A 13,142-nucleotide genomic window follows, 5' to 3' on the forward strand; every position below is an offset into this window, starting at 1 on the left:
GGGCCACCCGTTTCAACGGGTGGCCCGGGGCTTCGTCGTGCGGTCAGGCTCCCTGGGAGCCCGGTGGCAGTGCCGCGGGCCGGCCCCGGCCCGCGTGCCGTCCGACCCGCTGCCACGAACCGAGGCTCCCCGTGTGGCTGCTCGGGGCGCCCTGCCCGCCCGTGCCGGCAGCGGTGCTTCCCGCTCCACCGCTCCCGGAGTGCGCGGAGTGGACGCTCAGCGGGGCGCGGGAGCCGAAGAGTCCGGCACCGAAGGCCGGCAGGCCCAGACTTTCCTCGCCACTCCGATCGCCCGGCAGCGCCCTGAACGACCTGCGGTACTCCGAGTACAGCGCGTCGTAGATCGGGGTGTGGGACGGGCCGCCCGATGGGTCCTGCGCGGGGCGCATGGCAGGGATCGGGCTCGGACGCTGGTGGGAGGGGTCGTATGAGTGCACGTATGTGCCAACGACCCCGCGGTCCGTCGGATGCGGGCCCGCGGGAGAAATAGCGGTTCGCCGCGGGCGCGCGGGGTGCACGCTCATGGTCAGGTCCCGGCCAGCGGCATCGCGGCGGCGACCAGCAGCCCGCCGGCCGCGGCCTTCTCCAGGGCGTCGCGCAGCAGGTCCTCGCGGGGCTGCTGGCCGATCGATCCGGCCGGGGCGGCATAGACCAGCACGGTCTGGGACTTGTTGGCCGCGGTCCGCCAGCCCTCGGTCACCTGAAGGGGAGCGTGGGCCTGCCACCAGGCCACCGGGGCTCCGCCGCCCGTGCCGGGCTGGAGCACCGCGTGCAGCTGCCCCATGGCGAGCAGGATCGACCAGCCGTGCAGCACCTCGGGTACCTGGTCCATACGGTGGACCGGGCGGAAGTTCTGCTCCAGCAGCAGCTGGAGGAACTCGTCACCGCCACTGCCGTCGGTCCCCGGGCGGGCGATCGCCCCGGTCGGCTCGACGACCAGGGCGGGATGGAGCTCGTCGTCGATCAGGACGAGGCCGCTGGTGATCCCGAGCACCGCCTGCTCGGGTGTCAGACGGTCCGGAGCCTCCTGCTCGCTGCCGGTGATGCTGCGTACCGCCCCCTGCAACTGCTCCTCGGCGACCTGGACCACCTGCGAGGGGATGCAGCTCGCATGGGCGAAGGCCAGGACGGCGGTCTCGTCGCCGACGAACAGCACCGTGCTGGTGCGTTCCTGGTCGGAGTCGCCGGGGGTGCGGCAGGAGGTGCAGTCGTAACTGCCGGGGGCGTTGTCGCCGACGAGCAGCCGGTCGGCTTCGGCGTCGCCGATCTCGGCGCGTACGTCCTCGCTGACGTCGAGCATGCGCGGCACGGGTGGCTCCTCGAACTCGGTACGTGCGCCGGGCGGTTCCCGGCTCATGAAAAAGACAACGGGTGAGTCGCTGCCGGGGTCACGCGAGAAGGGGAACGGAATCGAACCATCAGGCACGGCCCGGCTGGCGATACCCGGGCAAAGCGCGACATCACGAAACATGCGCAATGCAAGCGGGCCACCCGGAGGGCGCGGAGCCGGACGTGCCCGGGTCGTGGGGGGGCGGTGCCCGTGTCGCGCACGGCGTAGGTGCTCGCCGCGGCCGCCGATCCGTCGCACGCGGCCGGAATGCGGATCGCTCGGGTGTCCGCTATACGGGCAGAAGGGAGGTGGGGTGGGGGCTGTGGTGGGATGGTGTGGATATCGTCACCTGTGGATAAGGATGCGATAAGGAAGGGCGAATTCCTGGTGGTGTGTTCATTTACGGGTGGTCACTGCCGTAGAAATCGGCATCACCCGGTAGCGCTTATTCCGCTTGTTTTTCTGACTGTTTCAGTCTGCTTCGGAGATCATTTTCGGCCCTGTGTGATTACTGTGCGTCCGATGGCGAAAGGTGCGTCCGAACGAATGACTCCGCGGTGAACACATGTAGTGATGCTGTGACACAAGTGTGACCGGCGAGGTACGTGAGGATGCGGTGCGACCGGGTGGCGCCCCCGCTTCCGTCGTGGCCCGGAGCCGCCTACCGTGAGGGGCATGGCACCCGTACCGACTCCTTCCGCCCAGCCCGACGACACCCCTGGCGACTACGTCGGGCTCGCCGCCGAGACCGCCGAACGGCGGGCCCGGGAGCGCGGCTGGGCCACTGTCAGAGCCCTGCCGCCGGGCACCGTGATCACCATGGAGTTCCAGAGCGGCCGGATCAACTTCGAGGTCGAGGCTGGCGTCGTCAGGCGCTGCTGGACCGGCTGAGGACCTGGTGCCGCCCGGCACCCGTGCATGGCTGAGGGCCCCGACCGGAGTCGGGGCCCTCAGCCATGCACGGGGCGGGTGCCCCCGGCCCTGCGGGGGTCAGCCGCCTGCCACCGGCCGGGCGGGGGCGGCACCACCGCGTGGTGTGCGCTCCGCGTGCGGCGGGCGGCGGCTGCCGCCCGGGGTGACCGGCGTCCGCTCCGAGCGTGCGGCGTGGCCCGGGTGGGCCGACGGTGCGCTGTACGCCCGGGGGCGGCTGCCGGTGGCAGCGACCGCCGCCTGGTGGCCGCCGGTTCCGGCCGGCTCGCGGGCCGGGCCCCGTGCCGCGTCCCCCATGCCGGGCAGGCCGGCCGTGACCGGCTGGGGAGTGCCTGCCGTGGCGGACTTGGGTGCCACGGTCCTGCCACGCGCGCTCAGCCACTCGCGGGCCGCGAAGATCCAGTTCTCGGCCCGGGTGATCAGCGGTTCGACCCAGGGCAGGCCCAGGAGGATCAGCAGGCCGGCCGCCCAGCCGAGGACCACGTCGCTGAGCCAGTGCGTGCCGAGGTAGACCGTCGTCAGGCCCACCCCGAGGGAGACGATCGCGGACATGGCCGACAGGTAGCGCCTGGCGCGCGGAGTGGCGGCCAGGTAGGCAAGGATTCCCCAGGTCACCACGGCATTGGCGGTGTGACCGGAGGGAAATATATCGCCGCCGGCGAAGAGCTCGGCCGATCCGATCTGTGTCGCGTAGTGCGGGCCGAGCCGGCCGAGGCCGATCTTGACCGCGCCGACCGTCACGTTGAGCAGCAGGAGCGAGGCGCCCAGCGTCAGCAGGGGTCGCAGGGTGTGCTGCCGCCAGGAGCGCCAGCCCAGCCAGCAGGCGACCATGACGGCCGTCGGCCCGCGCTGGCCGAGGACGACGTAGTAGTCGAGGAAGGCGTGGATGCCGGGCCACTGCTGGTACGGCCGGAAGAGCATGACCTTCCAGTCCAGGGCCACCAGCCAGGACGACATGAGCACGGCAACGACGATGGCCAGATAGAACGCCAACGTCCCGCCGAAGAGAGCGATGCGGTGGGGGCTCATCCGCGGTGTCTCTATCTTCGGCGGTTCCGGCTCCCGGTCCAGACGGGCAAAGATGTCGGTACGCACCCAATCGACGTTACAGCGAGTGAGTGGGCGACCTGGCCGATCCGGCCGCTTTGTGATGACGATGTGATGTGGACTATGTCTCAGTCCGAGCCGATTTTCTGAGTTTCCGGGAGCCCGGAGTTCCTGCCGTTGCATTCACTCGGCATGTTTTTCCGTAAACGTATTCGGTTATGCGCGGAAAGGCTCGCCGGAGGGCCGAGTGCATTTCTCGCGAGCGCCGACGGAGGGGAACGGACGGTATCGGTCCGGTTACTGGGCGCCTTCGGCCTGCCGACTCCAGGGGGTCTCCGACGCCTGTGGCGCCTGTTGTCCGTGCGGCGGGGCGGCCGGTCGTCGCAGGTCGGGGTGGTGACCCGGAGGGGGCGGGTCGGGCTCCGGCAGTGGCGTACGCCACACTCGACGGCGTCGGCAGGTATGAGATGGGCCACGTGTGGCCCTGCCGAACTCGCGTACGCTGACGGATCACTCGCCCGTCGATGCCGGGCCCGAGGGACAGCGGACGCTGAATCCCCGGGGGGCCTGCCGAGCGCGAGGGACCTTTGGGAGGTAGATGCATGTCCGGGACGACCACAGCCCGAATCCGTCTGCGCGAAGCCGCCGACGGGGCCAATCGATGGGTCGTCCTGGTCGTCCTCTGCCTCAGTCTGCTGCTCGTGGCACTCGACGCGACCGTGCTGCACGTCGCCGTTCCCGCGGTCACCGAGGACCTGCGGCCCAGCGCCGTCGGCCTGCTGTGGATCGTCGACGTCTACCCCCTGGTCTGTGCGTCCCTGCTGATTCTCTTCGGCACGCTCGGTGACCGCGTCGGACGCCGGCGCGTGCTGCTGCTCGGTTACGCGCTCTTCGGGGTCGCCTCCGCCGTCGCGGCCATGGCCGACAGCGCGGGCGTGCTCATAGTGGCGCGTGCCCTGCTCGGCGTCGGCGGCGCGATGATCATGCCGGCGACCCTGTCGATCCTCCGGCAGGTCTTTCCCGACCGCCGCGAGCGGGCCGTGGCCATCGGTGTCTGGTCCGCCGTGGCCGCTGTCGGTGCCGCCACCGGCCCGGTCATCGGCGGTTTCCTGGTCGAGCACTTCTGGTGGGGCTCGGTCTTCCTGATCAACATCCCGCTGATGGCCCTGATCCTGCCGCTCGGCCGGCTGCTTCTCCCGGAGTCCCGCGGCAGCAACGACGGACCCTGGGACGTGCTCGGCGCGCTGATGGCCGCCGCCGGTGTCCTCGGGGTCGTCCTCGGCGTGAAACGCGCCGGGATCGGTGAGGGGCTGTTCGCCCCTGGCACGCTCGTGCCGCTGCTGGCCGGGGCCGCGCTGCTGGCCGCGTTCGTCCGCCGTCAGAAGCGGCGCACGCATCCGCTGATCGACATGGGGATGTTCGCCAGGCCCGCCTTCACCACCGCGGTGGGCTGCATCGTCCTCGCCATGCTCGCCCTGGTCGGCCTGGAGCTGATCGCCGTCCAGTACCTCCAGCTGGTCCTGGGCCTCAGCCCGCTGGAGACGGGTCTGCGACTGCTGCCGCTCACCTTCGCCGCCATGGCCGCGGGTGCCACCGGCTCGTACACCCTGCGCCGGGTCGGACCGCGCAGGATGGTCGGCTGGGGCTTCGTCCTGACGGCGGCAGCGGTGCTGATGCTCACCGCGATGGGCCAGCACGACCGCCCCGGCCTGCTGACCGTCTCCTTCGTCCTGCTGGGCTTCGGCCTGCAGTCCACGCTCTTCGGCGCATACGAGTCGATGCTCAGCGAGGCTCCCGCCGACCGGGCAGGCGGCGCCGCCGCGATAGGCGAGACCTCCTACCAGCTGGGCGCCGGCATGGGCATAGCCCTGCTCGGCAGCGTGATGAACGCCGCTTACGCCCCCGGTCTGGCCAAGCTCCCGGACGAGGGGGTCCCGGCCTCGGCCGGCGCCGCTGCCGCGCACTCGCTCGGCGAGGCCTACCAGGTCGCGGGGCAGCTGGGCGGCCCGCTCGGCGCCGTACTGCGCTCCACCGCCCGGGACGCCTTCGTCGGCGGGCTGCACATCACCCTGCTGGTCAGCGCGGGTCTGCTGCTCCTCGGGGCGCTCGCCGCCCTGAAGCTGCCCCGTCTGATGGAGTGCCCGCCGCTGCTCTGCGAACCCCGCAAGCCCGCCGACGGCCACGAGGTGCCCGGGGTCGGGGACGCGCAGGGGCCGTCGGCGCCCGGCGAGCTCCGGGGGCCGCGCGAGCTGTCGGCCCAGGAGCGGCCCGAGGTGCTGCTCCGCCTGCCCGCGCGGCGCAGGCCGGCCGAGGCGACGGGCTCTGGACGCGCGGCACACTGAGTCGTAACGTCGGCACGACGCCGTAACTAACACTGCTAGTTTTCGGCGTTCCCCACCGACATCGGTACCGTGCGAGCCGCCGGAGGCACCCCCTCATGTCCACCGCTCCGTCCTCGAAACTCCCGCCCTTCGACCCCCGCGACCCGATCGGCATCGACGATCTCCTGGGCGACGAGGATCTCGCGATCCGCGACACCGTCCGGGTCTGGGCCGCCGACCGGGTCCTGCCGCACATCGCCGAGTGGTACGAGAACGGCGAGCTGCCCGGCATCCGCGAACTGGCCCGCGAGCTCGGTTCGCTCGGCGCCCTCGGCATGTCCCTCCAGGGCTACGGCTGCGCGGGCGCCACCGCGGTCCAGTACGGGCTGGCCTGTCTGGAGCTGGAGGCCGCCGACTCCGGGATCCGCTCGCTCGTCTCCGTGCAGGGTTCACTGGCCATGTACGCCATCCACCGCTTCGGATCCGAGGAGCAGAAGCAGCAGTGGCTGCCCGGCATGGCGGCCGGGGAGATCATCGGCTGTTTCGGGCTCACCGAACCCGACCACGGCTCCGACCCCGCCGGGATGCGGACGTACGCCAAGCGCGACGGCGAGGACTGGGTCCTCAGCGGCCGCAAGATGTGGATCACCAATGGTTCGGTCGCCGGGGTCGCCGTGGTCTGGGCGCAGACCGACGACGGCGGCACGGGCAGCGGCATCCGCGGATTCGTGGTGCCCACCGATGCCCCCGGCTTCTCCGCGCCGGAGATCAGGCACAAGTGGTCCCTGCGCGCCTCGGTCACCAGCGAGCTGATCCTCGACGAGGTACGACTGCCGGCCGACGCCGTGCTGCCGGGCGTCACCGGACTGCGCGGGCCGCTCAGCTGTCTCAGCCATGCCCGCTACGGCATCGTCTGGGGAGCCATGGGCGCCGCCCGGTCCAGCTTCGAGGCGGCCGTCGACTACGCGAGGACACGTGAGCAGTTCGGGAAGCCGATCGGCGGCTTCCAGCTCACCCAGGCCAAGCTCGCCGACATGGCCGTGGAACTCCACAAGGGCATCCTGCTCGCCCACCACCTCGGCCGTCGGATGGACGCGGGCAGGCTCCGTCCGGAGCAGGTCAGTTTCGGAAAGCTGAACAACGTGCGGGAGGCCATCGAGATCTGCCGCACCTCGCGCACGATCCTCGGCGCCAACGGGATCTCGCTGGAGTACCCGGTGATGCGCCACGCGACGAATCTGGAGTCGGTGCTCACCTACGAAGGAACCGTGGAGATGCACCAGCTGGTGCTGGGCAAGGCGCTCACCGGCCTGGACGCGTTCCGGTAGACCCGGGACCGCGACCAAACCGCCGTGAGCCCCCGCTCAGCTCTGGTTGAAGAAGCCGTCGGCCGGCCGGCCGGCGGCTTCGCCGTTGACGACCTGGGTGTCGGCGGGGGTCAGCAGGAAGACCCGGGTGGCCACGCGGTCGATCGACCCGCGCAGCCCGAAGATCAGTCCTGCGGCGAAGTCCACCACGCGCTTGGCGTCGGCGGAGTCCATGGACGTGAGATTCATGATCACCGGGACGCCGTCCCGGAAGAGCTCGCCGATGCTCCGGGCGTCCCGGAAGCTGTCCGGGGTCACCGTGGCGATCCGGCGGCCCGTCTCCTCGGCCGCCTCCGAGACCACCCGCACCCGCGGATCGGTCACCCAGGCCTGACCCGTCCCGGTCCGTGCACCTTCGGCGTACTCGTCGTCGTCGTAGTACCGCTCGTCGTTGTCCTCTACGAGGCCCAGCCAGGCACTCGCCTTGCGCACCGATCCCATGGACGCCTCCTCTCACCGCGGTTCCTTGGTGTTCCGCATGTCTTTCGTATCCCTATCGTCGTCCATCATGCGGATCGTGCGCCAAGGGGATACGCGGCGCGCAGGGCTTTCGTGACGGTACTGGTGCAGAAGATGTGGCGATTCGTCAAGGTTCCTCCTGCATAAGGGGCCTGACGGTAGGAAAATATGGCCTTCCGGTCCGTATGGGTGACATGGGGGGCGTACGGGTGAACGGGTCACTCGATACGATGCACGTCGCGCAGGCGCCCGAGCGCCGCGCACAGCTGAACGACTCCCGGGGGATCGCCGTGTTCGGAATCGTCAGGCCCTGCACCCACCGCTTGTCGGAGGGGCTCAAGGCCGAGTGGATGGCCCATCTCTGCGGGCTTTGCCTGGCACTTCGCTCCGATCACGGACAGTTCGCCCGGATCGTCACGAACTATGACGGTCTGATCGTCTCGGTCCTGACGGAGGCTCAGACCGAGCGCACCCCCGCGCAGCGGCGCACGGCCGGTCCCTGCCCGCTGCGCGCCATGCGCACCGCGCCGGTCGCACGCGGCGAGGGTGCCAGGCTCGCGGCCGCCGTCTCGCTGGTGCTGGCCTCCGCCAAGGTGCGCGACCACGTGGCCGACCGGGACGGCCTGTTGGCGCGCCGCCCGGTGGCCGCGGCCGCGCGCAGGGTGGCCGCAGGATGGGACCGGGCCGGGGCGCGGACGGGCGCCCAGCTCGGCTTCGACACCGCGTTGCTCGTCGACGCCGTCGACCGGCAGACCGGAATCGAGCTGCTCGCCGGGCCCGGCACCCCCTTGCTGACGGTCACCGAGCCCACCGAGACCGCCACGGCGGCGGCCTTCGCGCACACGGCCGTACTCGCGGGCAAGCCGCAGAACGCGGGGCCGCTCGCCGAGGCCGGACGGCTCTTCGGGCGCCTCGCACATCTGCTGGATGCCGTGGAGGACCAGGAAGCTGACGCCGCGTCGGGTGCCTGGAACCCCCTCACGGCGACCGGCACCTCGCGTGCCGAGGCCCGCCGGCTGTGCGACGACGCCCTGCGCGGCGTCCGGCTGGCGCTGCGCGACGCGGAGTTCGCGGACGACAGGCTCGCCCATGTGCTGCTCGCGCACGAACTGCGGCGATCGGTGGACCGGGCGTTCGCCACGGACGTCTGTTCCCATCAGGGGAGTGGGCTCCTGACCGGAACCGGCGATCCGTCAGGAGAGCGGCCCGCAGGGTCGTTCGGACCGCCGCCGGGGAACCCCTACGCGCCCACGGGCCCGTCCGGTCCCTTCGGCACACCGCCGCCGGAGCCCCCGCGCGACCGGCGGGGGCTCATTCTGGGGTGCCTCGTGTGGGCGGGTCTCGCCTGCACCTGCCAGATGTGCTGCGGCACCTTCGACGACCCGTGGAGCCATCAGCGGCGCGAAGGGCTGTGCAGCAAGTGCGACTGCGGCGACTGCTGCGACGCCTGCGACTGCTGCAGCAATTGCGGCGACTGCTGTGACGGCTGCGACTGCTGCGGGTGCGACTGCAGCTGCTGACCGAACGTCACCTGATCTCCGGCGGCGAGATCTGCGAGGTCTCGACGGCCGAGGCGGAGATGCCCCACTTCTTCAGGATCCGGTCGTAGGTGCCGTCCGCCACGAGACGGTTGACGGCGGCCTGGAAGGCGGGCGCCAGCGGGGTGCCCTTCCTGAAGGCGAAGCCGACGTCGAGGCGCTTGAACTCGTTGAGGAACCGCACCCCCTCCTGCTGCCGCACGGCATACCGCAGTCCGTTGATGGTCGACATCACCACGTCCGTACGCCCCTGCTGGAGCGAGGTCCAGACCGCCGACGCATCGGAGTACGTCTTCACGTCGTACGGCTCCTTGCCGGCCTCGGAGCACCGGTGCCGGTTCTTCTCCAGCGTCACCTCGAACGTGGTGCCGGCGGTGGTGCCGACGGTCAGGCCGCAGAGCTGGGTGAGATCGGTGATCTCGGCCTGCTTGCTGTCGTCGCGGACCGCGAAGCCCTGGCCGTCGTTGAGGTACGTGACGAAGTCGATCGTCCGGCTGCGTTCGTCGGTCACGCCGAAGTTGCCCGTCCCGACGTCGTACTTCCCGCTGTCGAGTGCGGGCAGGATCGCCTCGAACGCGGCGACCTCCCGTTTCGGTTTCAGCCCCAGCACCTTGGCCACGGCGTCCCCGAAGTCGATGTCGGTGCCGGCCAGGGTCCTGCCGTCCGCGAGATAGGCGGCGCCGGGCGGGGCGCCGACCGCGGAGGCGATGCTCAGCGTGCCGGAGGAGCGGACCCGGGCGGGCAGCAGGGCGGCCGCCGCCGCATCCTTCCTGACCCCCGATACGACGTCGGCGGTGGGGACGGCGCCCTTGGCGGAGGAGCCGGCCGCGCCCGCGGGGACGGCCGCCGGATCGCCGGACCCGCACGCGGTCAGCGTCAGAGTGGCGGCGGTGATCAGCGCGAAGGCAGCGAGGTGCCAGGTACGGGGCATCAGGGATGGTTCTCCAGATTCATCGGCCGTGGACGGGCGCGGGGCAGCGCGGAACGACCCATGGACGGGGCGGAGGAACGGCGGAACACGACGGGCGGACCGGTGCGAGGGGAGGGTGGTGCGGGCGTTGTGTACGCGAGGGCACGCAGGGGAACGCTCAGGCGCCGTTCATGGCGTGAGCGGAGTTGCGAGGCGGAGCAGGGCGAAGGCTCAACAGGAAGAGGACCACACGCGACCGAAGTCGATGTGGGAGCGCTTGACCAGCCACTGCTGCGAATGCATGGCCCAAGTGGAACAGGCATCCGTTGGCCCGTCAACTGACATGAGACGTACGGCTCACAGTGTGGACAGGGTTGACAAGCCGTCGTCAACAGCGCTTACCTCAAGGGCGGATCGGGCTGAGGGGCCCGGTCCCCGTTGTGTTCCACCGTCGTGTTCCGTGCCGAGGGCGCGCCCCGTGTTCGATCGCCGCATCCACGGAGCCCTCGCATGTCCGCACAGACAGACCTCCTCCCGTCGGCTCTTCCGGCCGGCCCGCTCGAAGACGACGATGCCGACCGGCTGCGGATCGTTCCGGTGCGCCGGACCGGTCAGTGGACGGCGGCTGCCGCCGTGCTGGTCCTGCTGGTTCTCGCGCTGAACTCCGTCATCCGTAACGACGCCTTCCAATGGGGCGTCGTCGGCGACTACTTCACCACCACGGCGGTGCTGCGCGGTCTCGGGCTCACCCTCTGGCTCACCGCGCTCGTGATGGCGCTCGGTTTCGCGCTCGGGACGCTGCTCGCCGTCCTCAGGCTCTCCGCCAACCGTGTGCTCCAGGCGGTCGGCTGGGGGTACGTGTGGCTCTTCAGGTCCACCCCGATCCTGGTCCAGCTGCTGTTCTGGTTCAACATCGGCGCGCTCTATCCCGAGATCCTCGGCGTCCGTACGGTGAACCTCCTCGGTCCGGTCACGGTCGCCGTCATCGGACTGACGCTCCACGAGGCCGCCTACGCGGCGGAAGTCGTGCGCGGCGGCATCCTCTCCGTGGAACGCGGACAGATCGAGGCAGCGCAGTCCCTGGGCCTCGGCCCGTGGCGGCGGTTCCACCGCATCGTTCTGCCGCAGGCGATGCGCTCCATCGTGCCGCCCGCGGGGAACATGCTCATCGGCACCCTCAAGGGCACCTCGATCGTCAGCATCATCGCCGTACAGGACCTGCTGTACTCGGTCCAGCTGGTCTACCACCGCACGTACCAGGTCATCCCGCTGCTCCTGGTCGCCACCCTCTGGTACGTCGTCGTCACCTCGCTGCTCAGCATCGGCCAGCACTACGTCGAGCGGTACTACGCACGCGGCACCGGGGACCACCGGTGAGCGCCGTACCGTCGCTGGTCGTCATCGGGGCCGGACCGCGCGGCACCGGCCTCGTCGAGCGCATCGCCGCCAACGCCCCCTCGCTGTACGACGGCCGGCCGCTGGACATCCACCTCGTCGATCCCTTCCCGCCCGGCGGCGGCCGGATCTGGCGACACGACCAGTCGCCGCTGCTGTGGATGAACTCCATGGCCGAGGACGTCACGATGTTCACCGACGACACCGTCCGCCTCGAGGGCCCCGTCCGGCCGGGGCCGGCGCTGGACGTCTGGGCGGCCGCCGTGCGCGAGGGACGGACCGAACCAGGTCCGGACATCGCCGCCGACCCCGGACTCCGTGCCGAGATCGAGACGCTGACGGGGGAGGACTTCCCGAGCCGCCGGCTGCAGGGGGCATACCTGCGCTGGGTGTACGAGCAGTCCGTGGCCGCGCTCCCGCCCACCGTCACCGTCCACGAACACCGCGGCCGGGCCCTGCGCGTCACCGGCCCCCGCGACGGCCGCCAGTCCGTCCACCTGGAGGGCCGCGCCGAACCCCTCACCGCCGACCTCGTGGTCCTCACCCTCGGCCACCTCGACGCCGAACCGGACGACGAGCAGCGGCGGCTGTCCCGCTTCGCGGCCCGGCACGGGCTCGTCCACCTGCCGCCCGACTTCACCGCCGACAGCGACCTGAGCGTCCTGCCGGCGGGCGAACCCGTCATCGTCCGGGGCTTCGGGCTCGCTTTCATCGATCTGATGGTGCTGCTCACCGAGGGCCGCGGCGGACGGTACGAGGACGGCACGTACCTGCCCTCCGGAAAGGAACCCGTCCTCTACGTCGGATCGCGGCGCGGTGTCCCGTACCACTCCAAGATCGGATACGTCCGGCCCGGCGAGCGACCGCCCCTGCCGCGCTTCTTCGGGCCCGAGGTGGCCGACGAACTCCTGAGCCGGGCGGAGCCGCCCGATTTCCGCCGCGACATATGGCCCCATGTCGACAAAGAGCTCGGCTACGCCCACTACCACCGGCTCTTCGCCGCACACCCGGAGCGCACCACGGCCGGCTGGGCCGCCTTCGAGGAGAAGTACGCGGCCGCCGACGCGGGCAGCGCCGATCTGCGGGCCGTGATCGCCGCGGCCGTCCCCGACCCCGCCGACCGGCTCGACCTGACGGCGCTCGACCACCCGCTGGACGGGGTGCGCCACACCTCGGCCGCCTCCTTCCAGGAGACGACACGCGCCTACATCACCGCCGACCTGGACCGCCGGCACGATCCGGGGCGCAGCGAGGACCTCGCCGTGTTCCTCGGACTGCTCTCCGTGTACGGCCAGTTGATCAAGTTCCCCGACATCGGGGAATGGTGGCACGGCTTCTTCAGCTACCTCGCGTCCGGGCCGCCGGGCCCCCGGCTGCGGCAGCTGCTCGCTCTCTCCCGGGCCGGTGTCGTCCACTTCCTCGGTGCCGGGACGACCGTCGGGACGGACGAGGAACGGGGCCTGTTTTGGGCGTCCGGCGCCACCGTGCCGGGGGAGCGGACAGAGTCCCGCGCCCTCGTCGAGGCCCGGCTGCCCGACCCCTCGCCGGGACGCACCCGCAGCACCCTGCTCCGGGCGCTGTACGAGGACGGTGCCGCCGCCACCACCGGCGGACTGCTCGCCGTCGACCCCGGCGACGGCCGGATCCTGGACCGCGACGGTCTCCCGCACCCCCGCCGCTTCGCGCTCGGCCCCCACACGGCCGCCCGCACGAGCGGCGCCTTCACCCGGCCCCGCACCGGCGGGCCTGCCTTCGGGCAGAACGACGCCACCGCTCGCGCCGCACTCACCCTCCTGCGCGGCCTCGGCGGCACCGATGACTGACCGGCGCGCACTTCGATCCGAAC

At 71.2% G+C, this 13,142-nt stretch carries 11 protein-coding genes; 6 read left to right on the forward strand and 5 right to left on the reverse strand.

The genetic code is table 11. The features are described from left to right. Nucleotides 1-43 precede the first annotated feature (43 nt). Nucleotides 44-388: a hypothetical protein gene (locus ABZ434_RS15635; protein ID WP_359135859.1), complete on the reverse strand. Its 345-nt coding sequence runs from the start codon at nucleotides 386-388 to the stop codon at nucleotides 44-46. Between the two features lie 137 nt (nucleotides 389-525). Next, entirely contained in the window at nucleotides 526-1,308 is a 783-nt protein-coding gene (locus ABZ434_RS15640) for a hypothetical protein (protein WP_359135861.1), read from the reverse strand. Between the two features lie 696 nt (nucleotides 1,309-2,004). On the opposite strand from ABZ434_RS15640, the gene ABZ434_RS15645 reads away from it, so the two are divergent. Then, entirely contained in the window at nucleotides 2,005-2,220 is a 216-nt protein-coding gene (locus tag ABZ434_RS15645; protein ID WP_359135863.1) for an I78 family peptidase inhibitor, read from the forward strand. 99 nt (nucleotides 2,221-2,319) lie between these two features. Here ABZ434_RS15645 and ABZ434_RS15650 read toward each other — a convergent pair whose 3' ends face one another. Then, the gene (locus ABZ434_RS15650) at nucleotides 2,320-3,354 is read right to left on the reverse strand and encodes a phosphatase PAP2 family protein (RefSeq protein WP_359135865.1); all 1,035 of its coding nucleotides are present in this window, start codon (nucleotides 3,352-3,354) and stop codon (nucleotides 2,320-2,322) included. 554 nt (nucleotides 3,355-3,908) lie between these two features. On the opposite strand from ABZ434_RS15650, the gene ABZ434_RS15655 reads away from it, so the two are divergent. Both ABZ434_RS15655 and ABZ434_RS15660 read left to right on the forward strand, forming a co-directional pair. Further along, nucleotides 3,909-5,648 carry an MFS transporter gene (locus ABZ434_RS15655; protein WP_359135867.1) on the forward strand — a complete coding sequence of 580 codons (1,740 nt, stop codon included), beginning with the start codon at nucleotides 3,909-3,911 and terminating at the stop codon, nucleotides 5,646-5,648. Nucleotides 5,649-5,743: 95 nt separating this feature from the next. Then, nucleotides 5,744-6,955 (forward strand): acyl-CoA dehydrogenase family protein, encoded by a 1,212-nt coding sequence (locus ABZ434_RS15660; RefSeq protein ID WP_359135869.1) that lies wholly within the window; start codon nucleotides 5,744-5,746, stop codon nucleotides 6,953-6,955. A gap of 36 nt (nucleotides 6,956-6,991) precedes the next feature. On the opposite strand, the gene sepF is transcribed toward ABZ434_RS15660, so the two are convergent. After that, nucleotides 6,992-7,435: a cell division protein SepF gene (gene sepF, locus ABZ434_RS15665; protein ID WP_359135871.1), complete on the reverse strand. Its 444-nt coding sequence runs from the start codon at nucleotides 7,433-7,435 to the stop codon at nucleotides 6,992-6,994. A 248-nt stretch (nucleotides 7,436-7,683) separates the two neighbouring features. Between sepF and ABZ434_RS15670 the strand changes: the two genes are divergently transcribed. Further along, nucleotides 7,684-8,973: a DUF5685 family protein gene (locus ABZ434_RS15670; RefSeq protein ID WP_359135873.1), complete on the forward strand. Its 1,290-nt coding sequence runs from the start codon at nucleotides 7,684-7,686 to the stop codon at nucleotides 8,971-8,973. 7 nt (nucleotides 8,974-8,980) lie between these two features. Here the strand turns inward: ABZ434_RS15670 and ABZ434_RS15675 are convergent, their stop codons facing one another. Beyond that, a complete protein-coding gene (locus tag ABZ434_RS15675; RefSeq protein ID WP_359135875.1) occupies nucleotides 8,981-9,922 on the reverse strand; it encodes an ABC transporter substrate-binding protein in 942 nt (313 codons plus the stop codon). A 489-nt stretch (nucleotides 9,923-10,411) separates the two neighbouring features. Between ABZ434_RS15675 and ABZ434_RS15680 the strand changes: the two genes are divergently transcribed. Together ABZ434_RS15680 and ABZ434_RS15685 are read left to right on the forward strand one after the other, a co-directional pair. Then, the gene (locus ABZ434_RS15680) at nucleotides 10,412-11,278 is read left to right on the forward strand and encodes an amino acid ABC transporter permease (protein ID WP_359135877.1); all 867 of its coding nucleotides are present in this window, start codon (nucleotides 10,412-10,414) and stop codon (nucleotides 11,276-11,278) included. Then, nucleotides 11,275-13,119, forward strand: coding sequence for an FAD/NAD(P)-binding protein (locus ABZ434_RS15685; protein WP_359135879.1), 1,845 nt, complete (start codon nucleotides 11,275-11,277; stop codon nucleotides 13,117-13,119). The genes ABZ434_RS15680 and ABZ434_RS15685 overlap by 4 nt, the downstream gene beginning before the upstream one ends. Nucleotides 13,120-13,142 lie beyond the last annotated feature (23 nt).

Origin of the sequence: Streptomyces sp. NPDC005761 (genome assembly GCF_040630635.1) — a bacterium.
Lineage (GTDB): Bacteria > Actinomycetota > Actinomycetes > Streptomycetales > Streptomycetaceae > Streptomyces.